Below are 20,240 nucleotides of genomic sequence, written 5' to 3'. Positions count from 1 at the left end.
CATGCAGGTCAAGCAAGGCGCTGCGCTCCTCGACATCAAGTCGCTGGGCGAAAAGGGACAGTTCGAAGGCTATGCCAGCACATTCGGCGGCGAACCGGACAGCTATGGCGACATCATCGCGCCCGGCGCGTTCTCCGAGAGCCTTGCCAGCCATTCGGCGCGCGGCACCATGCCCAAGATGTTCTGGCAGCATGATCCGCGAGAACCGATCGGGAAATGGCTGAAGGCGGCCGAGGACGGCAAGGGGCTGCTGGTAACCGGCCAGCTGAACATGGGCGTGCAGCGGGCGCGCGAGGCTTATGAGCTGCTGAAGGCCGGCGATATCGACGGTCTTTCCATCGGTTACCGCATCCAGGGCTATGAGGTGGACGAGGACCGCGATGTCTGGACGCTCACGAAGCTGGATTTGCGGGAAGTGTCGATCGTCAGCATCGGCGCCAACGAGAACGCCACCATCGCCGCGGTGAAATCCGAACGGCGGGTGCTGGAGGTTGCAGAAAAGCTCAAGGCCGGGGACCGGCTGACTGAGCGGGAGTTCGAGGATCTGCTGAAGGGGGCCTTCGGCCTCTCGAACTCGCAGGCGGAGCGTGCCGCGCGCGTCCACCTGAAAGGTCAGGGGGAACCTGACAGAGCGGCGGATCAGCTTGCTTTCTTGCAGGCGCTGACGGGCTGAGGCCCATCCCTATCATTGCTGGAGGTTCCCCATGTCGGAACATAAGACGCCCGAGCAGCTCGCGGCGGAGTTCAAGGCTGCACAGGATGCGGCGATCGAGAAGGTCAAGGCCATCGCCGAGGATGCGCTCGGCCGCGTCAAGGCCGGCGAGGCCCTGACCGAAAAGGTGAAGGGCGATGCCGATGAGGCACTCGTCAAGATGAACGAACTTGCCGGCCAGGTCACCGAACTGGCTCAGAAGATGGCCCGCGCCGATGGCGGCGACGGTGCGGCGACCAAATCCATCGGTGAGCAGTTCGTCGAAAGCGAGGGCTTCAAGTCCTGGGCAGACGGCCGGCCGCGCCAGGGCAAGTCGGATCTCGCGGTCAAGGCGACGATCACCACCTCGGCCACCAATGCTCCGGGCTCTGTGGGTGCCGCAACCGATCGCACCCGGTTGCCGGGCGTGTTGGAACTGCCCCGTCAGCGTCTGGTGGTTCGCGACCTCATCACCCAGGGCCGCATCGACAACGCTGCGATCGAATACATTCGCGAGGTCGGCTTCCGCAACAACGCGGCACCGACGGCGGAGACGGTCAAGAAGCCGGAATCCGACATCCAGATGGAACTGATCTCGACCTCGGCCAAGGTCATTGCCCACTGGATGAAGGTTTCCAAGCAGGCGCTCAGCGACGTGTCGCAGCTGCGCTCTCACATCGACAATCGCCTGCTCTGGGGCTTGGCCTTTGTCGAGGAGACCCAGCTGCTGCATGGCGACGGCACCGGCCAGAACCTGCATGGGATCATTCCCCAGGCGAGTGCCTATGCCGTGCCGGCGGGAATTCCGACTGCCGGGCTGACTGTGATCGATACACTCCGCATCGCCCAGCTCCAGGCGGCGCTGGCCCTCTATCCGGCGACGGGCCATGTGCTCAATCCCATCGACTGGGCAGTCATCGAGCTGACCAAGGACGAGATCGGCCGCCACATCATCGGCCAACCCCAGGGCGATGCGCCTGCCAGCCTCTGGCGCCTGCCGGTGGTGGAGACGCCCGCCATGGCGCAGGGCAAGTTCCTGACCGGCGCCTTCCAGATGGGCGCCGAGGTGTTCGACCTCTGGGATTCGCGCGTCGAAGCGGGCTTCGAGAACGACGATTTCACGAAGAACCTGCTGACCCTGCTCGCCGAGGAGCGGATCGCGCTGGCTGTCTACCGGCCCGAGGCCTTCATCTACGGCGACATCATGCCGGCGGAGCCGGAAGAGCCCTGATCCCGGTGACGGCATCCGTGGGGCGGCAAATGCCGCCCCGCGCCACCATAGGAGGTTTCCATGAAGTTCGACGTTCTGCGGGAGCATTACGGTGATCGGTTCTATGTCGCCGGGGAAACGCGCGAGGCGGAAAAGTCCTCGGTCGCTCATCTGCTGCGTTCCGGCGTTCTGGCCGAGAAGGCGGCAAAAAGCGTTCCGAACAAGGCGGCGCCCGCGCATCCGAACAAGGCGAAAACCGTCCCGGACAACAAGGCGAAGTCGTGAAACTTGAGCGGATCAGCGGCCCGGAAGGCGTTTTTCTGACGCGAGAGCAGATCAAGGCCCATCTCCGTGTCCTTCACGACGACGAGGATGAGCTTATCGATGCCCTGGGCGACACCGCCATGGCCCATATTGACGGTATCCGCGGCGTGCTCGGGCGCTGCATCCAGCCGCAGGAATGGCGCTTGACATATGAGGACGGGTTCAGCGGCGGGTGCATCCGGCTGCCGTTTCCCGGGGTAGGCGATGCCGCGGCCGTATGGCGGGACGAAGCAGGCGATCCCCAGGAGGCCGAGATTCGGCGTATGGACTGCGGCATCTGGACAGAGGTGATCGTCACGGCACCCCCCGGCCGCGCGGTCGAAATCACCTTCACGGCCTCGACCCCCGAGGATGTCTGGCCGGCGATCAGGACTGCGATGTTGCTTCTGATCGGTCATTGGTATCGCAACCGCGAAGCGGTCGCGGTGGATGCCCGCTTCGACACGCTGCCCTTCGCCGTCCGCTCGCTGCTTTCCCCTCTCAAGGTTCATTGGGTGTGACATGATCCCCGCCGGCGATTTCAACCGAATCGTGGCCTTTCTGGAGCCCGTCCAGCAGCGCAATGCGGATGGCCGCATCGTCCAGTCCTGGGAGGAGCGGTTTCGGGCATGGGCCAAGGTTCTGCCCCTGCGCGGCGGAGAGCAGGTCATGCAGGCGAGACTGGCCGCGCGAACGCCTGCCATCGTCACTATCCACACCAGCGCGCGGGCGCGCGAAGTGAATGCGAAATGGCGGGTCCGGATCGCGAATCGGCTCTATGACCTGAAGGAGCATCCCCGCGAAGATAAGGACGCCTCCTGCTTTGACATGCTGGTCGAGGCTCAGCCATGAGGGCGGGGCGCATCCTCCGGCGGTTGATCATGGATCGGATCATCGATCAGGTGCCCGCATTCGAGGGCCGGGTCTATGACAAGGCGGTCGAAGATACGCCCGTGCCCTATGTCACCATGGGCGCGAGTTACGGTATCGACGACGACGCGGAATGCATCGAGGCCCGGTTGATCACCGTGCAGGTCGATATATGGGACAGCGCCCGCGACGAGACGGGCGATGTGGACAAGGGGGTCTGCGAGGATCTGACCGATGATGTGGCCGCGGCGCTGAAAGGCTGGGCCGACACCGACGCGCTGACCATGCACCCGCTGCGCGTGACGCTCGTTCGCGTCATGGATGATCCCGACGGCGTGTCGGTGCATGGCGTGGTGCAGGTCGAAGTGTTGGTGGAGGGGTGACCCGGGCTAAAAACCGACGGTTCTTCTTTTGCTTGCGTCAATTTCGGCCAGTTTTTTCTTCTCTCGCTCCTCGCGTTCAATCTCTGCGCTTGCATCGTAGTGCTCACGGCCAACCAGCGCCAAAACCGCACCGGCCGGCGTGAGCAGGCAAGACAGAGCCACGATGAATGCCTCCGGCCGCTCATACGGTGAACTGCTCAAATAGCTCATGACCAACCATCCAGAGATGGTCGGTCCAAGGATGAAAAGGATAGCCCCGAGCATGCCTTTTGGCGTGAAGCGCTGGCGATAAATCACCGATATCCTCCAGGTTGTGAATGGCCCAGCTTAATCCCCGGATCGTCCGGAAACTCAAGCAGATTCCGGATGTGGCAGTCGAGGCGGCGCGCCAGGCTATGGAAGAAGGCGCGGAGGAGGTCTGCGAATATATCCGCAATCTGGTCCGTTCGACCTTCAGGCAGCAGTCCGGCGACATGATACGGTCGATCGGCTGGACCTGGGGAGAGTTGCCCCCGGGCACATTCATGATCGACGAGATCCGCAGCGGAAAGAACAAGGGCGACCAGTACGCCGCCTTGCGGATCAGGATCTATGCCGCCGCCGGGGATGGCTTCTATTTCCGGTTCCATGAATTTGGAACCAAGGACGGCCTTCCGGCCCGGCCGACCTTTTATCCGGGCTGGAAGGCCAAGCGGGCGGAGTTTCGCAAACTGATCCGTGACCGCGTCCGGGCGGCAATCAGGGAGGAGTGGCGCCGTGGCTAAGGCAATCTTCACGCGCGAGTTTCATTATACCAGCATGACGCGCAACGCAGGCTGGTCCGCCTATCCCAGGGATGAGCCGCAATATTACCCGCGAGAGTTCATCGATGCGGCGGTCAAGGCAGGCTGCGCGAAAGAGTCTCCGCCTTCGGTTCGCAAGGGCCGGGCAAAACCGGCCGCCGAGGCCGATTAATCGGGCGCGACATCGGGCCCTTCAAACCGACCATGCCGCCCTGGGGCGGCATTTTTCATGGAGCTGAGGCATGGCAAAACCGATTACCGAGAAGTTCGAGCAGATGACGCTCGAGGTCGCCACCGACGAGGCTGGCACCACCTGGACCAAGATCTGTGGCCTGGTGGGCGTCACGATCACGCGGTCGGCCACCTTCGACACGAGCGAGGTTCCTGCGGATTGCGATGATGAGTCGCTGCCTCTCGATCAGGAACGGGCGCTTCGATCGCTGCAGGTGTCGGTCTCTGCCGACGGTGTCTGGGCGCAGCAGTCCCACGAAATGATGCTGGACTGGTATTACGGCGGCCAGAGCAAGCTCATCCGGATCGGCAACCAGAATGCCGCGGTCGGCGATACGCAATACGAGTCGGGCCCGGCGGTCATGACTACGCTTACCAACCAGCGGACCAAGGGCCAGAAGGTCACGGCATCGATCGCGCTGGAATTCGATGGCACGCCGACCCGCCTGCCGAGGGCGGCTTGATGGCGCGCGTCGTCATGCGTTGGGCGGGCGGCGAACACGCTGTCCGCCTTGGCATCGCCGAGGCCGAGGTGATCCAGCAGAACACCGATTGCGGCCCCGAATTTCTGCTGAACCGCATCAGCCTTGGGCAATGGGAACTGCCTCATCTGATGGAGGTGATCCGCAACGGGCTGATCGGTGGCGGCATGGACGAGGTCGAAGCCAAGCGGCTGGTCGATCGCGTAGTGGCGCAGCAGCCGTGGATTGCGCTGAAGAACCCGGCCATGGAGATCCTCTCCCTTGCCCTTTACGGCCCCCCGGATGATCCGGCGGGGGAGGATATGCCGGCGGGCGATCAGACGCAGGAAGGCTCCCTCGCGGAAAATGGAAGTTCAGCACCTATTACGGGTTAGGTGCCGCCATGGGTTTCACGCCTGCGCAGGTGGGCGCGATGACCCCGTGGCAGTTCATGGCGTGCGTTGAAGGTTACGGCCGGGCAAACGGCTGGAAACCCGATGGCGGTGGCGGCGGCGCGGATGCACTGTCCGACGCTGATCTCAAGGAAATGGGCATTGTGGGCTTCTGATGGCTGAAGAACCGGATCTGATCATATCTGCGGGCTTTTCGGACGCCCAGCTTGTTGCCGAGTCCAACAAGGTCGTCGCCGCGTTCCGCAAGCGCGGCGAAGAGGCGCAGAAGGCGTTCCAGGACGCGCGGGGCCGGGTGACCGATACCCAGGCCGCGCGGGCGCATGCCCGTGATCTTGACCGCCTCGCCCGGCAGTACGATCCGGTCTATCGCGCCGCCAAGCGCTATGAGGAAGAGGTCAAGCGCCTCGATCGCGCCCTGGACGTCGGTGCCATCAGCCAGCAGCGCTATACAGCCGAGGTCGCAAAGGCCGCCCGGCAGATGCACCAGGCCGGCGAGACGATGCAGGACGCTGCACGCAAAGGTCAGCAGATGGGCGCCGGATGGCAGAACGTCGGCTGGCAAGTCGGGGATTTTGCCACGCAGGTCGGTGCAGGCACCAGTGCTGCACAGGCGTTGGGTCAACAGCTGCCTCAGCTCCTTGGCGGGCTAGGGACGGTGGGCGCACTTATGGGCGCCGGTGCGGCCATCGCGATTCCGCTTGGCGCAGCGCTGCTCAAGGTGGCGATGGATACCGAGACGCTGGACGAAAAGCTCGACAGCCTGGAGAAGACCACCGGCGCATACCTGGACGCTGTCGAGGCGGCCGAAACGCCTCTGGAACAGCTCCGCCTTCAATACGGCGACTTTGCCGACGAGATTGCCCGGGTGAACGATCTGACTGCAGTCCTGACATCCGTGCAGGCGCGGGCCGATCTCATGGGGTCCGCCAACAAGTTCGCCGGGACGGTTTTCCCCGGCCAGGCAGTGTCTCGCGCCCCGGGCCTTTCGGATGCGGAATGGTCCGCTGTTCAGGAGGCGCAAGCGCGAAAGCTCGCGCGGGCAACGGGTGCGAGCGTCGAGCAGGTGGTGTTGCTGCAAATGGCAATGCGCCGCCTGGAGACCAGCAACAGCATCGAAGCGGTCCGGACGGATGCCGAGTATTTTCGGGACGTGCTGATCAAGATTGCAGGTAGTGCCGAGGCGGCGGCCCAGAAGTTTCCCGAGCAGATGGGGACCCTGAACACGCTGATCACCTCAGCCGCAGATCAGCTTGCGGCAGCGGATCGCCAGCGGCGCGAGGCGCAGCAGGATCTTCTGGCAACCTATGACGCGAATACGCAGAAGCTGAAGAAGCTGGCCGATGAGCGTCGCCTGGCCGAGGAAAGCCAGACCGAGGCGGTCAAGGCCGGCAAGATCGAGCAGGCCGATGCCTATGGCCGGGTGATCAAGGCCATCGATAAGGAGGTGCAGGCGGTCCGGCAGTCGATTGCCGAGATGGACGGCACCTTTGAGGCCAGCATCAAGCGGATGCAAGAACTGGCCGGTGGCCTCGGCGGTACGATCAACGATGCCATCAAGCAGTGGACGGGGCTCAATCTCCGCGAATGGGGTCAGGCCGGGACTGCGGCGAACAAGGGCATCCTCGACCTGATCGCCCAGCGGGAAAGCCGGGGCGATTACAATGCCACGCTCGATGATGGGCGCTGGACCGGCGGCGCGCGCAATCTGGTGAACATGACGCTGCGAGAAATCCGCGCCCTGCAGGAGTCGATGCGCACGCCTGAAAATCGTGCCCTTTATGGCAACGGTGCCGGATCGTCGGCCTTGGGCCGGTATCAGATCGTCGGCTCTACCCTCGATGACCTGATGAAGCGGCTCAAGCTGACCGGTGATGAACTGTTCACGCCCGAGTTACAGGACCGGCTGGCGATGGAGCTGCTGCGCCAGATCAAGCCCGGCGATGTGGAAGGTATCCGCAAGGTGTGGGCGGGCCTGGAGAATGTGCCTGCGCCGCTCATCCAGCAGGCCTGGGGCCAGCAGTCCATTTCCCGGGTTGATCCTGAGGTGCAGAAGGACCTCGACAAGGAGATCAAGGATCGCGAGCGGCTTGCCGAACAGGCCCGACGCTATGGTGACCAGCTGGCCCAGAACCTGCTGACCGAAAAAGAGACTGCCCGCCTGGCAGCCGAACAGGCCGATCAGATCGCTGCTATCAAGGCGTCCGGCATGGACGAGGAAGCACAAGCCAGGGCCATCGCCGCCGTCACCGCCGAAACCGAGCGCCAGCGCGTCGTCATGACCCTGCTGGCCGAGGCCAAGCGCCGCAATGTCGATCTTGATGCGATGCTTGCCGATGGGTCTATGACCTACAGGCAGGCGATCGAGGCTCTCGGGGAGGCCAAGAAGGCAGACATCATCGCCACGCAGGAGCGGGCGCTCGCAGAGGGCAAGGCTGCCGAATCGCAACAGCTGATGGCGGATGCGCAGCAGCAGGTCAAACAGGGCTTGCTGGATTCGATCCTGGCCGGAGAGAGCTTCGCGGACGTTCTTGCCAATGTCGGCAAGATGTTCGCGCGCGCCGCCCTCGAGGCCGCCTTGTTCAACCAGGGAGCCTGGTCCTCGGCCGGTGGTGGCAACGGGCTCCTGGGTGGAATCGTGGGTGCGATCTTCAACGGCTGGTCAGTCGGGGGTTACACTGGCCCCGGCGGCAAGCACGAGCCGGCCGGGATCGTGCATAAGGGCGAGGTGGTCTGGTCGCAAGACGATGTGCGGCGCGCTGGTGGTGTCGGCGTGGTCGAAGCCATGCGACGCGGCCGGAGGCTTCCCGGTCTCGCCGATGGCGGCGTGGCGATGGCCAACATGCAGCCGCCCGCCATTCCTGTTGGGTTCGCCGCGAGCCGGTCGAATTCGGTCAATGCCACCTTCGCGCCGAACATCAGCATCGCGCCCGGTGTGACGCAGGCCGAGCTGGCAATGACGATGGCTGCAGCCCGACAGGAATACGAGCAGAACTTCATGCCCATGCTGCAGAAGCACCTGCCAAGCTATAATGAGCGGTATTCCTGATGCCCGAAATCATCGACTGGCCATGTAACCTGATCCGGGCTCTGGATGTCAGCTATTTCATTCAGTGGACCTCGCGCGAGGCCGGGGCGAACCTGGCAGGCGTGCCACAGATCCTCACGCCGAACATGGGCGTCTGGCGCGTGGACATTACCATTCCACGCGACTTCGACGGCACGCGGGTTAAGGAATTCGAAGCGCTCGTGTCGGAAATGCGCGGCCGATACAATGTCGCCAACCTCTGCATCTGCGATCCCTACAAATACGGGTCCAGGGTCAGCCCCAAGCAGTTCCCTTTCGCGGACGGCACTTGGTTCAGCGACGGCACGGGCTTCGCCGATCCGACGCAGGGCACGGAGTCAATCGTCACCACTGCGCCGGTCGCGGCCGGGGATAATCAACTCTATGTCGAACTGACCAACCCGGTTCGGCCGTCGTTCCGTCTGGGTGACATGTTCTCGGTCAACGGCTTCCTCTATCGCGTGGTCCGGCGCAATGCCGCGGGCTGGGTCAAGTTCGAGCCTTCTGCCCGGGCGCCCATCCCGGCTGGCACCGTTCTCCAGACCAATCCGCCCCGATTCCGTGGCCGCTTCCTGGACGACATGCAGGGCCAGCGCACCCGCCAATACTTGAAATGGGGCCAGAGCATCACCGTCTCCTTTATCGAGGCTTTCGACCGATGACCCCAGAACTGGCTGCTTTCCTGGACAGCGATCCCGAGGTGGTGCCGCTGGTCCGGCTCTTTCACCTGAACTTCGGCTCGGTCGACTATTATCTGAACGAAACCGAGGTGCCCTTGACCTTCTCCGGCCAGACGTGGGCGCCGTGCTTTGGCTGGATCGTCGCTGATCCGCTGCGCGTCTCGGCCAATCCTTTCGACGCGAACCCGGCCCACTACACGGTCTGGAACGTCGGCAACAAGGAGGGCGAGGATCTGGCCCATGAGGCGCTGAATAATCCGGCATCATGGTCGGACAAACTGGTCAGGCAACTGTGGGCCGTTCGAGGATTTCCGAACGACGCCATCGTGGTGCATGTCGGCCGCATTGTCGATGTGAAGCCGCGCGAGGCCGAGGGGTTGGCCCAGATCAGGATCAGGGCCGAAACCATCGCCGCAGCGCGGAACTTCACGCCGCTCGGCGAATATACCGATCGGGACCAGCAGCGCCGGCATCCCGGCGATCTGGGTTGCCAGTATGCGGCTTCCCTGGTCGGCAAGAAGATCAAGGGCTGGTTGGTTGGCTGACCTGGCCGCTTATGTCCAGCGCACGGCAGGATTGCCGTGGGCATGGGGCCGGCAGGACTGCACGATCTGGGTTGCCGACTGGTGCATCGAGCGATGGGGCGCCGATCCGGCTGAGCGGTTCCGGGGCCGCTACCGCAGCGAGCCAGAGGCCCGGGCGCTGACCGCGTCGGGATTGCTCGAAACGGTGGCGCCGGAGATCACTCTGCGCCGCAAGGCGGCCCCGGCCGAGGGCGATATCGGCGTGATCGAGTTTCGCGGCCGGAAAGTCTCGGCCATCTGGTCCGGCAGCCACTGGCTGTTCCGGACCCCGCGCGGCATCGCAATGGCGCGCGGCAAGGCAATCGCAATCTGGGGTGACTGAATGCCGGCGGTAGGATCCTGGCTCGTTGCCGTGTGGACCGGCGCGAGCGCGGCCGGCGCCGTGGGCGCGGCGCTTCTGAAAACGGCCGTCGCTCTGGCGGTCAATGCGGCGGTCTCCAAGGTCATGGCCCCGAAAGGTCCGCGCCCGCAGGAGCTGCAGACGGAATTGCGGTCCAGCAATGCGCAGCGTATCCGGCATCTTGGCCGGGTCCGCACCAGCGGTGCGACGATGTTCTGGGAATGGGCGCATGTCGGCGGGGAGCGTCGGCTGTTCAAGCTGCTGGCCGTCGCCGAGGGCGGCATGAACAACGTCCTGCAGTGGTATCTGGACGGCGAGCCGGTCGAGGTCGATGCCAACGGCTACGTCACCACCGAGCCATGGGACAAGGGCAATATTCGCCTGCGGTGGCGCAAGGGCATCCAGGGCGACCAGTGGGACGGCGGGGATTGGGCCGATCTGCGCGCGGCGTTCCCGAACCATTGGACCGTCGATCATCGGCTTCGGGGCGTCGGCACCATCCTGGCGACGTTCGACGCGGTCGACGGCGACGATATAGCCGATGTCTACTCGGGCGGGGAGCCAGAGGTTTCCGCGCTGATCGACGGCGCTACGGCCTATTGGGCCGTGGACGGGGCCGGGATCGTCGGACGCAACCCGGCGGTCCATCTGTCCGATATCATGGCCAATCCCGCCTATGGCGCGGTTGCCGCGGCCGATATCGATCTGGCGCGGCTTGCGACCGCCCGGGCTGATTGCAATGGCACCGAGCCGACGGCGGGCGGCACCAGGCCGCGCTACCAGTCCGGCATCAGCTATGCCCTTTCCGACGCGATCAAGGACACCGCCCAGAAGCTGCTGGACGCGATGGGCGGCCGGGCCTGGATTTCTCCGGAGGGCAAACTGGCGGTCGAAGCGGGAATGTGGCGCGCGCCGACGGTGACCATCGAGGAGCGGCATGTCGTCGAGATGGAATACGGGGCAGGGACAGAGCGCATCAATCGCGTGACCACCCTGGTCCCGACATACGTGGCGCCGCAGGTCCACTGGCAGGAGAACCCGGCCGATCCGGTGGATGACGCAGGGGCGATTGCACTTTGGGGAGAGGGGCAGCCGAAGGGTGTGGATCTTCTGGCAGTGCAACACCACGGGCAGGCCGCGCATCTCTGCAAGCAGATGCTGGCGCGCATGAACCCCCGGCGGCGGATGACGATCAAGCTGCGCGCCTTGGGGCTGCGGCTGGTTGGCGAACCCCGGGTGGCGGTGAACATTCCCCGCCTTGGCCTCGTCTCGACCGCGTTCTGGGTGGACAGCCTGAGTTTCGATGGGACCAACACCACGGTCGAGTTGATCGAGGCGGCGCCTGCGTCTTTCGACTGGACGGCAGCCGAAGAGGGTGAGCCGCCGGCCATAGCCGAAAAGGTCAACCACGGCGAGGCGGCTTTGGGCACCACCATCGACAGCGTCACCGTGGTGAGAACGGATGGCGATCCCTTCATCCGGATCGCTGGCTCTTTCACGGCCAGCCCGGGACTGATCCCGTTCGGCCAATACAAGCGGAGCGATCAATCCGGCCCCTGGACGGATATGATCCGGGAGGAGGTTGACAGCGGGTATTCGTTCCGCACGTCATCCTTGGGCGACCGGGTCGAATACGACGTGCGGACGTTCATTGTTGTGGGGTTCTCGTTGCATGGGGTTCCGCGGCCTCGTTCTCCCTATACGACGGTCAGCGGCATCGAAGTGTTCTCCAACACGACCGCGCCAGATGAGCCGGTGGTTTTCATGGAAAGCGGCACGGCCGGCGGAACCCTCACGGTCACCTTCCAGCCGGACCTCGGGGCCAATTACTATCGCACCGGGCTTTACCAGGCGGAGGCGGGCGCCGCCTTCGAGACGGCCGTTTTCGTGAAGTGGAGCTACGACACATCCTCGGATGTGACCATGGCCGCCCCTATCCCGGCGACGGGGGCGCGGTTCTGGCTGCGGTCCGAGAACAGGTCCGCGGTGCATTCCGACCCGGTCGAGGTCGGCAACTATCCAGCATAGGTGAAGAATGGTTACGACCACCAAGACGCCGGGTGCGATTTACCCGAATGGATCGGCTGTCGCGAAAGACGACGTTCAGTTGTGGATGAACGAGGTCGTCGGACAGGTGAACGCCGAACTGCTTGCGACCCTCACGAATGGCGGCAAGACCTTCCGCTCCCGCGACGATGCGGTTGCGTTCGGCCAGGCCGAGTTGCCGGCCAGAATCGGCATCGTAGTGACCCTCGAGGGCGGTGTAATCACCTGGCGCGCGCCATTCCAGAACGGCGACGATCCCTTGTTCGTTACCGCTCCATATTGGGGGGTCGTGGCGCGGGCCGATGTCGCATCTGCGCTCCGTGACGCTGGGGTCATGTCGCTCACCAATGTCGGCGGCACGGGAGACGCGATCACCGCCGAATTGCCCACCGCCGCGCTACGCAATGGCGTCACCACCACCTCTGGCACCTCGATCATCGAGATCGTTCCGGTCGCCACGAATACTGGCGCGACCGAGCCGACGCTCTCGATCGACGGCGGCGCGCCGGTGACCATCAAGAGCGAAACCGGCGCCGCCCTGACTGCTGGGCAACTGATCGGCGGCCGCTCCTACCTGCTGCGCCGGCGCGGCGGGGTTTGGCGCATTATCGGCGGCGGCGTCGTCATCGCCGATCTGCTGGCGCAGGGGAGCCTTCACAGCCTAGCGGTGCGTGACGCCGGCATCCTGCCCCTGACCAATGTCGGCGGCACGGGAGACGCGATCACCGCCGACCTGCTGCCTTCCATGGTCGATGCTGGCATAGCCAGCCTGAGCGCAGTCTCCGAGGTCGAATACATCCCGGCCGCGACCAACGATGCCGCGAACCCGAGCATTACCATCGCCGGGACTGCATATGGCATCCGCAATTCCGATGGCGGTGACTGGCCTGCTGGAGGCTTCGTGCCCGGCCGGTCCTATTTCCTGCGCAGGCGGTCGGGCCTGCTGCGCGTCGTCGGCGGGGATGCGACCCGCGGTGATCTGGATAGCGAAGCCGCCGCCCGCGCCGCCGATATCGCGGCGCTCACGACCGGCATCGCGGATGTGGCCAGCCGCATCGACGAGCCGTCCGAAACCGTGCAGACGGAGGATGTGCGCTGGATCGCCTGGGACGATCAAGGCCACGCGATGCTCGGATGGTCGGGCAGCGGCCTGCGCGTGCGGCTCGATGACTGGACCGTCGGGGATGTCGCGCCGCGCGTCCTGTCGGACCCGGGGATCGAGGTGGTGCAGCAGACCGACGACACTCTGGACGGCCGGGTGCTGGCGCGGGACGCTGCCGGCAATGCCCTGTGGATGTGGCGCGCCGGTCCCGACGGCGGGTTCGACGGCATCATGAGCCAGGCGTTCTGGGATCGGGGCCGCGAGGAGCTGAACCTGCAGGCGCAGCAGCTGTCCACGACTGCGATCCAGATCTGCAGCGTCACCGGCCAATCCCTGACGGTGGGCGGCAGCTATACGGCCGAGTTCACGCTGGGCCATGCCTCCAGCCTGATGTCCGAGGGCTGCCTGCAGATCGATGGTCTAGCCCGTGGCGATGGGATCGACATCGGCGATACGCTGGGACCGCGCAGCCAGGGCTACAGCACCAGCACGCCCGGCACCGGGCTGGAGCTCGGCCGGCCCGGCGCCGGCGCCAACGGCTTGCCGTTCTCGGTGTTCTCGATGCTCAATGCGCATCGAGCTGACGCGGGCGTGCCGCTGGTGCCGGTTGTAACCTCCGGACACGGGATCAGCGGCATCCCCATCGAGCAGATGGACGATGATCCCGCCACGGGTGCAAATGCCGACACCATCGCCTGGGACAATTTCACCTACTGGACTGCACAGGCCAAGGCGGTATCGGAGGCGGCCGGCCGGACCATCCTGCCGGGCTGGCACGTGATCAGCCACGGCACCAGCGCCCAGAACATGCCGCGCCATGCCTATGCCAATGCCTGGTGGGGCCTGCAGCAGGACAGCCTGGACTACCTGCGCTCCATCGGGCTGCCGCTGCCGCGCTACATCATCACCCAGCCCGGCGGCAACGCCAACATCACTAGCCAGCCCTGGGCGGTCTGCGACGACATCCTCGACATCTGCGAGCAGGGCGGCGCCATCCTCGGCACCGCCGAATACTGGTATCCCATCGCCGACAACAACGTCCATCCGGACGCCTACTGGACCGCGATCCTGGGCGAGACGATGGCCTGGGGCATCGCCGAGGTCGAGGCCGGCCGGCGCTGGACCATCACCCGGCCCAAGGTGCTGTCCAATGCCGGCGGCGTGCTGACCCTGCATTTCGACAGCCTGCGCGACGACGAGGTGCTGGAGATCGAGGCCGCCTCCAAATATGGAGGCCAGGGCATCGACGCGCATCTCGGTTTCGAGCTGACCGGGGGCGTCATCACCGCCAGCACCGTGCGCGGCCATGTCGTGGTGCTGCATTACACCGGCGCGCCCACGGCCGTGCGCTACGCCATGCAGTCGCAGGTGGTCACCGGCATCCCCGGCAACCAGTACACCGCCCATCGCGGCCTGCTGCGCACCTCGCTGACCAAACCGGCCAAGTCGGTGCCCGATCAGCGCCTGCTGGTGCGGCCCGTCCCCTCCTTCACCCTCAATCTGTGAGCTGATCCATGCGCATCAAATTCGATTTCACCGCCCCGGCCGGGACGCATTTTGGCTTGGTGAAAACCTTGGACGAGCTGCTGGCGGAGATCCCGTCCCCGGTCGACACCTGGGATGCCACCGCAGGCAGCGTCACGACCGAGGACGGGCGCGTCGCGGCCTGGACCGGCCAGCGCGGCCGGCAGTTCGTCCAGGCGACAGCCGGGCGGCGCCCGACCTATACCGGCAACGGCCTGCGCATGTTCAACGCCGCGGGCGATGCGGCCGAGGCGATCATGACGCTGGGGGGCGAGCAGATCGGCGCCGCCCCCGCGCTGACCATCGCCTGCAAGATCCGCATGTCCGCGTCCGCCCTGACGGCCGACAGCCAGTATATCTGGGCCTGTCCCTCCCCGCTGCACCGGCTCATGTATCGCTACACCAGCGGGAACAATTACATCAGGGCCCAGGTGCTCGCCACCAGCAACAACCTCGACCGCGACGTGCCGGCGGCCGTGACGGATATCGGTGCCGTCTATGTCGCCTCCGGCTCCGACTACACGCTGCACGTCGCAGGCGCCGGATCGATCACGTTTGCCGGATCGGAGGGCGCCAATCTGCCGAGCCTGATCCTCGGCGGCCTCTCGACCACCTCGCCCTCGCTGCGGGGATGGATGCAGCGCGTCGGCGTCTGGCGGCACGTCCCGACGACTGCCCAGCTCGACGCCATTCTCAAATGGGTAGGGTAAGCGCAATGGACGGACGCCTGCCCGCTGCGCTCTTGAGGGTTGATGACCATCTTTTCGACGAACATCACCCCTTTACATTGATCGTGAAAGGAACCTCTCTATCGTGCAGCGAGAAGCTTAGGGAGTATGTTTGGCCGGGAATCACGAGAGAGCTCCAGCCCCATGAAGCGACTTATCACCTTACCCCTGCTGCCGCAGAACCCAGCATCGAATAGTATCGATTTCGCCGGCCTATTTGGCGGACCTCTCGTCTCGGTGCCCGTCAGGCCACTCGCCCCAGCGTCGACTTGCTACTGGGCCGCGACCAGGGTCGCAGAAAAATGGGGTGGGGAGGTGGTCTGCGGATACCTGGTCTCGATCCTCCCCGGCATTATGATTGAGGGCGTTCACCACGCCATAGTCCGCCTCACGGATGGGACATTGGTGGATGTGACGCAATATGAGCAATGCGCGACGGATAGTGTCGGGTTTGTTCCTGATGGCTCGGCTTGTCCTACCTTGGAAAAGCCGCCTTATCTAAGCAATAGGTGGATTGTTCTGGGTTATGAGGACCTGGTGGCAAAGGTGATCGAGGCGCACGAAGCGGCATGTATCGCGCAGCGCCGACGGGCGGATGCTGCAGCGCGCCTCGGGCACATTTTCGACCCGTTTGCGCCGCCCGCCGCCCGCGAGATCGCGACCTCGGATCCAGAGCTTGTCGTTGCCGCTCTTAACGAGCGAGTTGCGATCAGGTCATTCCATAGGTCCATCAAGGCTCTGACCGTCGCGGCCTATAACGATCCTGAGCAAGCCAAGGCGCGTGCCGTCGCGACAAATCCCGGCCAGTGATCACCTTAATTGCAGGACGCACAACCCCGCTTCGGCGGGGGCTTTCATCACCAACGGAGACGGAATGTCTGCCCCGATCAACCCGCTTCGTGCGGGATTTTTTATCCGTAACCGCATGGAGACAGGAGAATGACCATAGTGCCTTCGGTGGATAACAGGATCAGCATGGGAAACATGATCGTTCTGGGGGGCATGCTGGCGTCGGTGGCGGTTGCCTGGGGGGCATGGACCACGAACACCAGCGCGCTGATGTCGAAAATGTCCGATCAGTCGGCGCAGATCGCCGCCAGCGAGGCACGCATCCGGGCGCTGGAGACGGCGACCGCGCGTCAGGATGAGCGCATGGTGCTGATCCTCGACAGCCTCCGGAAGATCGAGGCGCGGGTTGAGCGGGGTCCGCATCCCTGACGGTGTGGCCGCCAGCCCAGCAAACAGGCCCCGGAATAGCGTCCGAAATCGTGCTCCGGGGCCTGCCTGTTCGCGATACTCGGAACGGGTCGAAGGTGGGACAGTTGCCATGCCCCTGTCAACGGCACGGCGCGGGACGGTTCCCCACCTTCCGAAGTGCCGCGCGCCAATCCATCAACTTGAACGAGAATTTCTGGCCCCGGCGCCGAGATGCATTGCCGCCGGGGCCGGCCTGCCGGGGTTCAGGGTCCGGCGGGCCCCGCGCACGCTAAGCCTGAAGGATCGATTGTCAAGGGCGGGCCACCCTCGTGTCGTGTGCGATCAGTCTTTGTCAACCGTAACGCCCAACTCGGCCCCCAGCCCCTCCAGCGCGGCAATCGTCGCGTCGTAGCTGTTCCCGGCCTTCGGGAACCGCGCCTTGCGGCTGCGATACCAGCGCAGCCATTTCGGCAACTCGTCCAACGGGTAGGTGGCCGACCAGATCTCGCCAGTCAGCGTGAAGGTGGTTTCGTCATGCGTCGCTTTCATGGCGGCGTTTTGCGGCGGGGCGCGGTCGGCTGCAAGGGGTGCCTGGAGAACGCTCGGGACCAAACCCAGACCAAAACTATACCGATCAGTTCAGAATCGGGACCGAACCGCGAATGAACGCGGAACATCCCGGCCACAACGCCCCGCCATCGCGCGGGGCTTCTTCACATCATGGAGAAACGCATGATCCCAGCAGGGTTTAAGGGCCGCGCGTCGCGGCTCACCGATATCGACGTGGCCCGCGTAGGGCGCCTGATCGGCGCCGGCGAGGATGAAATCCGTGCAGTGATCGAGGTCGAGACCTCGGGTGGCGGCTTCGACAGTCACGGCCGGCCGAAGATGCTTTTCGAGCCGCATGTGTTCTGGCGCGAACTGGGTGCCGGTCCGAAGCGCACCAGGGCCGAGGCGCAGGGTCTGGCCTATCAGCGGTGGGGCACCGCACCCTATCCCAGGGATAGCTATCCGCGCCTGACGCTTGCCATGGGCATCGACATCAACGCAGCGCTGCGCTCGGCCAGCTGGGGCTTGGGGCAGATCCTCGGCGGCAACCACAAGGCTGCGGGTTATCCGACGCCGGGCGATATGGTCGCGGCATTCTGTGACAACGAGACCGCGCACCTAGAGGCGATGATCAGCTTCATCATCTCCGAGGGTCTCGATGATGAGCTGCGCCGGCATGACTGGTCCGGCTTCGCCCGCGGCTATAACGGGGCGGGCTACGCCACGCATGGCTATCACACCAAGCTCGCGGTCGCTTTCAAGCGCTGGCAGGCAATCCCCGACGCGCTGGCGCCTGCCTGCCCGAAAATTGGCCTCGGCAGTCGAGGGAATGCAGTGCGCCACGCCCAGCAACGCCTGACCGATCTCGGCTTCGACACCAAGGGCGTGGACGGCATCTTTGGCGCAAACACCCGCGCCGCTACCGTCGCCTTCCAGAAAGCCGCCGGCCTCGCGCGCGACGGCATCATTGGGCCCAAGACCTGGGCTGTGCTTCTCAAGGAGAACTGATCCATGAATTCCGTTTTCGTTCGCATGGCGATCTACATCCTGTCGCCGCTGCTCACCATGCTGGCCGGCCTGCTGGGCGGCTGGGGCGTCTCCTATGACGCCACCTCGCATGTGCTGTCGATCAATGTAGAGGCGGTGATCGGCGCTGCTGTTGCAGCTGCCGGTCTGTCGGGCGCGGTCTTTGCGAGGTGGGGGGTGAGGTAGTGCGCGCCCTATGAGGCCGCGCTGGCCGCGTCTCTGGTGGCCGGCCTCACGGTCGGCGCCACCCTCGTGGCGGCCGTGCTGATCACGGCCCGGCCAATGGGGGCGCCGTGCTGTGCTTCATAAATCACCGATATCCTCACAACATTCGTGCGTCGTGCAGAAGATCGGCAAAAACCTGCCGGTGTGCGCGTCAGGATTCGGCATCTATTTGTCTCCATGCTAGCCTCCCCACATCAGTCAGGTGGAGGGTGAAGAGATGGGGCAAAAATTCGTTCCCGAACTACATGACCCGGAATACCGGCAGACTGAGGGACAGAAGTTCGAGAAGCTGACGGACGATGAAGCTAAGAGCTTGTTTGATGCCATGGTGGCGAGGCTCGACGCTGAAGAGCGGTCTGATCTCCGCCATAATTGACCTGCGCCCCGCCTCGGTTCGCCGGGGCGGGGCTTTTTCGTGTTAAGGGCGCTTCAAGCCGCTCTGGTCTCCACGTCAGTGGTCCATCATCACCGTGCCTCGTCCGAGCGTCGTTTCTGGAACCGCCCATCCATTGTGGCGTTACAGAGGCATACCGCGCCAAGCGGTGAGTTTTGTGGAGGAACTATCTGATGAAAACATTGCAGGACGCGTTCGAGCATACTTTGCAGGATATCTACTGGGCAGAGAACGCCTTGTCCAAGTCCTTGCCCAAGGTCTCCAAATCCGCAAACAACGCCGAGCTAAAGACAGCAATTGACGGCCATCTCAAGGAAACCAAAGGACACATTAAGACCCTGGAGGCGGTTTTCAAGTCAATCGGGCAGGAGGCCAAAGGGGAAAAATGCGACGCCATGGACGGCCTGCTGAAGGAGACCGATGGCCTGATTGAAGAGGCTTCGGGCCATGCTTTGGATGTGGCGCTGATCGGAGCAGCCCAAGCGGTCGAACACTACGAGATCGCACGTTATGGCACGTTGCGCGAATGGGCCAAGGTTCTGGGCCATGACGAGGCGCACACGTTGCTTACATCCATCCTGGACGAGGAAAAAGCTGCGAACGCAAAACTGACTGCCCTTGCGGTAACCGCCGTGAATGAGGCCAAGCAACCCTCCAAGAAATAAGCGTTGCTCTTTTGTGACTTAGGTTGTTGAGCCTGCTAGCTAACGGATACAGCACGACAGTTCACCGTCTCGCCTCGGCTCGAACGAGGCGGGACAGGTCCCTACGGCAGCGTGATCACCGAGCATCTAGACACAATTGTTCTCTTCATGTCCTCCTTTGGGGGTTGAGAATCAGGAGGCTGTCATGATGATCATCGGTAACGTTCTGGCGGTCGAGCCAGATGACAGCATGGAGGCGCATGTGCGCCGCTATCTCGCATTCCGGTTTCCCGGGCATGCCGCGGTTGACCTACGCGGCGAGGACGAGATATGGACGGCGCGGCTGCACTCGGCCGAGGCCGGAGACGCCGAAGTCACGATCAAGGCCGATCTGATCGAGGATGATCTGTATCTGGCCTTCGACATCCTCGACATGGCGGCGTGAGTGCCTGCCTCGGTAACGCGATGAAATTGCGGGTGTGATCGAGGATGCTTACGACATGCTACGCAACTCTGTGGTCGTCGGCGGGGTGCGGCGCGAATGGGGCGGCGAGTGGTCTTGGGACATCTATACCGAGCCCAAGGAACGGGGCTGGGGTGTCACCTATGACGTCGCCACCCATATGCTGTCGATCAATGTAGAGGCGGTGATCGGCGCCGCGGTCGCGGCCGCAGGCCTCTCCGGCGCGATCTTTGCGAGATGGGGGGAGGTAGTTGCCGGCATCTTGAGCGCGTCGATAAAAAAGGGCCACGGATTCCTCCGTGACCCCTGGAAGCTGCTATGAATCTGCGA

General features: G+C 64.1%; 27 protein-coding genes. 25 read left to right on the top strand and 2 right to left on the bottom strand.

Annotated features, from left to right (window positions below; translation table 11 throughout):
- Position 1: 1 nt before the first annotated feature.
- Genes L632_RS0112310 through L632_RS0112285 form a run of 6 tightly spaced genes read left to right on the top strand, consistent with a single transcriptional unit; the run spans position 2 to position 3,457 of the window.
- A complete protein-coding gene (locus L632_RS0112310; protein WP_028716890.1) occupies positions 2 to 673 on the top strand; it encodes an HK97 family phage prohead protease in 672 nt (223 codons plus the stop codon).
- A 31-nt stretch (positions 674 to 704) separates the two neighbouring features.
- A complete protein-coding gene (locus tag L632_RS0112305; RefSeq protein ID WP_028716889.1) occupies positions 705 to 1,922 on the top strand; it encodes a phage major capsid protein in 1,218 nt (405 codons plus the stop codon).
- A 60-nt stretch (positions 1,923 to 1,982) separates the two neighbouring features.
- Positions 1,983 to 2,186, top strand: a complete 204-nt coding sequence (locus L632_RS0112300) for a hypothetical protein (RefSeq protein ID WP_028716888.1) — start codon at positions 1,983 to 1,985, stop codon at positions 2,184 to 2,186.
- Positions 2,183 to 2,725: a head-tail connector protein gene (locus L632_RS0112295; RefSeq protein WP_028716887.1), complete on the top strand. Its 543-nt coding sequence runs from the start codon at positions 2,183 to 2,185 to the stop codon at positions 2,723 to 2,725. Before L632_RS0112300 ends, L632_RS0112295 begins: the two co-directional genes overlap by 4 nt.
- Position 2,726: 1 nt before the next feature.
- Positions 2,727 to 3,056, top strand: a complete 330-nt coding sequence (locus L632_RS0112290; protein WP_028716886.1) for a phage head closure protein — start codon at positions 2,727 to 2,729, stop codon at positions 3,054 to 3,056.
- A gap of 29 nt (positions 3,057 to 3,085) precedes the next feature.
- Positions 3,086 to 3,457, top strand: coding sequence for a DUF3168 domain-containing protein (locus tag L632_RS0112285; RefSeq protein WP_232220971.1), 372 nt, complete (start codon positions 3,086 to 3,088; stop codon positions 3,455 to 3,457).
- Between the two features lie 6 nt (positions 3,458 to 3,463).
- Here the strand turns inward: L632_RS0112285 and L632_RS0112280 are convergent, their stop codons facing one another.
- Positions 3,464 to 3,754 (bottom strand): hypothetical protein, encoded by a 291-nt coding sequence (locus tag L632_RS0112280; RefSeq protein ID WP_156933649.1) that lies wholly within the window; start codon positions 3,752 to 3,754, stop codon positions 3,464 to 3,466.
- Between the two features lie 20 nt (positions 3,755 to 3,774).
- Here L632_RS0112280 and L632_RS23540 point away from each other — a divergent pair, with 20 nt between their 5' ends.
- From L632_RS23540 to L632_RS0112210, 14 genes are all read left to right on the top strand, one after another.
- Positions 3,775 to 4,221, top strand: a complete 447-nt coding sequence (locus L632_RS23540) for an HK97 gp10 family phage protein (protein WP_084648100.1) — start codon at positions 3,775 to 3,777, stop codon at positions 4,219 to 4,221.
- Entirely contained in the window at positions 4,214 to 4,411 is a 198-nt protein-coding gene (locus tag L632_RS0112270; protein WP_028716883.1) for a hypothetical protein, read from the top strand. Before L632_RS23540 ends, L632_RS0112270 begins: the two co-directional genes overlap by 8 nt.
- A 70-nt stretch (positions 4,412 to 4,481) precedes the next feature.
- Positions 4,482 to 4,934, top strand: coding sequence for a phage tail tube protein (locus L632_RS0112265; protein ID WP_028716882.1), 453 nt, complete (start codon positions 4,482 to 4,484; stop codon positions 4,932 to 4,934).
- Positions 4,934 to 5,326, top strand: a complete 393-nt coding sequence (locus tag L632_RS23535; protein WP_051476439.1) for a gene transfer agent family protein — start codon at positions 4,934 to 4,936, stop codon at positions 5,324 to 5,326. Before L632_RS0112265 ends, L632_RS23535 begins: the two co-directional genes overlap by 1 nt.
- Before the next feature lie 8 nt (positions 5,327 to 5,334).
- On the top strand, positions 5,335 to 5,499 hold the full coding sequence (locus L632_RS24340; RefSeq protein WP_156933648.1) for a hypothetical protein: 165 nt from the start codon (positions 5,335 to 5,337) through the stop codon (positions 5,497 to 5,499).
- A complete protein-coding gene (locus L632_RS0112250; protein ID WP_028716881.1) occupies positions 5,499 to 8,390 on the top strand; it encodes a hypothetical protein in 2,892 nt (963 codons plus the stop codon). Before L632_RS24340 ends, L632_RS0112250 begins: the two co-directional genes overlap by 1 nt.
- Entirely contained in the window at positions 8,390 to 9,070 is a 681-nt protein-coding gene (locus L632_RS0112245) for a hypothetical protein (RefSeq protein WP_028716880.1), read from the top strand. Before L632_RS0112250 ends, L632_RS0112245 begins: the two co-directional genes overlap by 1 nt.
- Positions 9,067 to 9,633 carry a hypothetical protein gene (locus tag L632_RS0112240; protein ID WP_028716879.1) on the top strand — a complete coding sequence of 189 codons (567 nt, stop codon included), beginning with the start codon at positions 9,067 to 9,069 and terminating at the stop codon, positions 9,631 to 9,633. Before L632_RS0112245 ends, L632_RS0112240 begins: the two co-directional genes overlap by 4 nt.
- Entirely contained in the window at positions 9,626 to 9,994 is a 369-nt protein-coding gene (locus L632_RS23530; protein WP_028716878.1) for a hypothetical protein, read from the top strand. The genes L632_RS0112240 and L632_RS23530 overlap by 8 nt, the downstream gene beginning before the upstream one ends.
- Complete coding sequence (locus L632_RS0112230) at positions 9,995 to 12,040, top strand: hypothetical protein (RefSeq protein ID WP_084648099.1); 2,046 nt, start codon at positions 9,995 to 9,997, stop codon at positions 12,038 to 12,040. It abuts the gene before it with no gap.
- A 7-nt stretch (positions 12,041 to 12,047) separates the two neighbouring features.
- Positions 12,048 to 14,666, top strand: coding sequence for a hypothetical protein (locus L632_RS0112225; protein WP_156933647.1), 2,619 nt, complete (start codon positions 12,048 to 12,050; stop codon positions 14,664 to 14,666).
- A gap of 8 nt (positions 14,667 to 14,674) precedes the next feature.
- Entirely contained in the window at positions 14,675 to 15,394 is a 720-nt protein-coding gene (locus L632_RS0112220) for a hypothetical protein (protein WP_028716875.1), read from the top strand.
- 162 nt (positions 15,395 to 15,556) lie between these two features.
- Positions 15,557 to 16,222: a hypothetical protein gene (locus tag L632_RS0112215; RefSeq protein ID WP_156933646.1), complete on the top strand. Its 666-nt coding sequence runs from the start codon at positions 15,557 to 15,559 to the stop codon at positions 16,220 to 16,222.
- Between the two features lie 129 nt (positions 16,223 to 16,351).
- Positions 16,352 to 16,630, top strand: a complete 279-nt coding sequence (locus L632_RS0112210; protein WP_036698140.1) for a hypothetical protein — start codon at positions 16,352 to 16,354, stop codon at positions 16,628 to 16,630.
- A gap of 321 nt (positions 16,631 to 16,951) precedes the next feature.
- Here the strand turns inward: L632_RS0112210 and L632_RS0112205 are convergent, their stop codons facing one another.
- On the bottom strand, positions 16,952 to 17,158 hold the full coding sequence (locus L632_RS0112205) for a hypothetical protein (RefSeq protein WP_028716872.1): 207 nt from the start codon (positions 17,156 to 17,158) through the stop codon (positions 16,952 to 16,954).
- Between the two features lie 183 nt (positions 17,159 to 17,341).
- On the opposite strand from L632_RS0112205, the gene L632_RS0112200 reads away from it, so the two are divergent.
- The 5 genes from L632_RS0112200 (at position 17,342) to L632_RS22610 (ending at position 20,232) form a co-directional block, all read left to right on the top strand.
- Positions 17,342 to 18,166, top strand: coding sequence for an N-acetylmuramidase domain-containing protein (locus tag L632_RS0112200; RefSeq protein ID WP_028716871.1), 825 nt, complete (start codon positions 17,342 to 17,344; stop codon positions 18,164 to 18,166).
- 3 nt (positions 18,167 to 18,169) lie between these two features.
- Entirely contained in the window at positions 18,170 to 18,370 is a 201-nt protein-coding gene (locus L632_RS0112195; RefSeq protein ID WP_028716870.1) for a hypothetical protein, read from the top strand.
- A gap of 606 nt (positions 18,371 to 18,976) precedes the next feature.
- Entirely contained in the window at positions 18,977 to 19,468 is a 492-nt protein-coding gene (locus L632_RS0112185) for a ferritin-like domain-containing protein (RefSeq protein WP_028716869.1), read from the top strand.
- Between the two features lie 184 nt (positions 19,469 to 19,652).
- A complete protein-coding gene (locus L632_RS0112180) occupies positions 19,653 to 19,892 on the top strand; it encodes a hypothetical protein (RefSeq protein WP_028716868.1) in 240 nt (79 codons plus the stop codon).
- A 34-nt stretch (positions 19,893 to 19,926) separates the two neighbouring features.
- Positions 19,927 to 20,232 carry a hypothetical protein gene (locus tag L632_RS22610; protein ID WP_036698139.1) on the top strand — a complete coding sequence of 102 codons (306 nt, stop codon included), beginning with the start codon at positions 19,927 to 19,929 and terminating at the stop codon, positions 20,230 to 20,232.
- Positions 20,233 to 20,240 lie beyond the last annotated feature (8 nt).

This window comes from Paracoccus sp. J39 (assembly GCF_000518925.1).
In the GTDB taxonomy this organism is placed as follows: domain Bacteria; phylum Pseudomonadota; class Alphaproteobacteria; order Rhodobacterales; family Rhodobacteraceae; genus Paracoccus.
This window is presented reverse-complemented; position numbering and strand designations above follow the sequence as displayed.

What these genes read in the sequence shown, in the direction of transcription:
- L632_RS0112285 (WP_232220971.1), top strand. Translation starts at nt 3,086, where the DNA reads ATGGATCGGATCATCGATCAGGTGCCCGCATTCGAGGGCCGGGTCTAT.
- L632_RS0112215 (WP_156933646.1), top strand. Translation starts at nt 15,557, where the DNA reads ATGAAGCGACTTATCACCTTACCCCTGCTGCCGCAGAACCCAGCATCG.
- L632_RS0112185 (WP_028716869.1), top strand. Translation starts at nt 18,977, where the DNA reads ATGAAAACATTGCAGGACGCGTTCGAGCATACTTTGCAGGATATCTAC.
- L632_RS0112205 (WP_028716872.1), bottom strand. Translation starts at nt 17,158, where the DNA reads ATGAAAGCGACGCATGACGAAACCACCTTCACGCTGACTGGCGAGATC.
- L632_RS0112310 (WP_028716890.1), top strand. Translation starts at nt 2, where the DNA reads ATGCAGGTCAAGCAAGGCGCTGCGCTCCTCGACATCAAGTCGCTGGGC.
- L632_RS0112180 (WP_028716868.1), top strand. Translation starts at nt 19,653, where the DNA reads ATGATGATCATCGGTAACGTTCTGGCGGTCGAGCCAGATGACAGCATG.
- L632_RS0112220 (WP_028716875.1), top strand. Translation starts at nt 14,675, where the DNA reads ATGCGCATCAAATTCGATTTCACCGCCCCGGCCGGGACGCATTTTGGC.
- L632_RS23535 (WP_051476439.1), top strand. Translation starts at nt 4,934, where the DNA reads ATGGCGCGCGTCGTCATGCGTTGGGCGGGCGGCGAACACGCTGTCCGC.
- L632_RS0112245 (WP_028716880.1), top strand. Translation starts at nt 8,390, where the DNA reads ATGCCCGAAATCATCGACTGGCCATGTAACCTGATCCGGGCTCTGGAT.
- L632_RS23540 (WP_084648100.1), top strand. Translation starts at nt 3,775, where the DNA reads ATGGCCCAGCTTAATCCCCGGATCGTCCGGAAACTCAAGCAGATTCCG.
- L632_RS24340 (WP_156933648.1), top strand. Translation starts at nt 5,335, where the DNA reads ATGGGTTTCACGCCTGCGCAGGTGGGCGCGATGACCCCGTGGCAGTTC.
- L632_RS0112250 (WP_028716881.1), top strand. Translation starts at nt 5,499, where the DNA reads ATGGCTGAAGAACCGGATCTGATCATATCTGCGGGCTTTTCGGACGCC.
- L632_RS0112230 (WP_084648099.1), top strand. Translation starts at nt 9,995, where the DNA reads ATGCCGGCGGTAGGATCCTGGCTCGTTGCCGTGTGGACCGGCGCGAGC.
- L632_RS0112210 (WP_036698140.1), top strand. Translation starts at nt 16,352, where the DNA reads ATGACCATAGTGCCTTCGGTGGATAACAGGATCAGCATGGGAAACATG.
- L632_RS0112290 (WP_028716886.1), top strand. Translation starts at nt 2,727, where the DNA reads ATGATCCCCGCCGGCGATTTCAACCGAATCGTGGCCTTTCTGGAGCCC.
- L632_RS0112240 (WP_028716879.1), top strand. Translation starts at nt 9,067, where the DNA reads ATGACCCCAGAACTGGCTGCTTTCCTGGACAGCGATCCCGAGGTGGTG.
- L632_RS0112195 (WP_028716870.1), top strand. Translation starts at nt 18,170, where the DNA reads ATGAATTCCGTTTTCGTTCGCATGGCGATCTACATCCTGTCGCCGCTG.
- L632_RS0112200 (WP_028716871.1), top strand. Translation starts at nt 17,342, where the DNA reads ATGATCCCAGCAGGGTTTAAGGGCCGCGCGTCGCGGCTCACCGATATC.
- L632_RS0112300 (WP_028716888.1), top strand. Translation starts at nt 1,983, where the DNA reads ATGAAGTTCGACGTTCTGCGGGAGCATTACGGTGATCGGTTCTATGTC.
- L632_RS0112225 (WP_156933647.1), top strand. Translation starts at nt 12,048, where the DNA reads ATGGTTACGACCACCAAGACGCCGGGTGCGATTTACCCGAATGGATCG.
- L632_RS0112265 (WP_028716882.1), top strand. Translation starts at nt 4,482, where the DNA reads ATGGCAAAACCGATTACCGAGAAGTTCGAGCAGATGACGCTCGAGGTC.
- L632_RS0112305 (WP_028716889.1), top strand. Translation starts at nt 705, where the DNA reads ATGTCGGAACATAAGACGCCCGAGCAGCTCGCGGCGGAGTTCAAGGCT.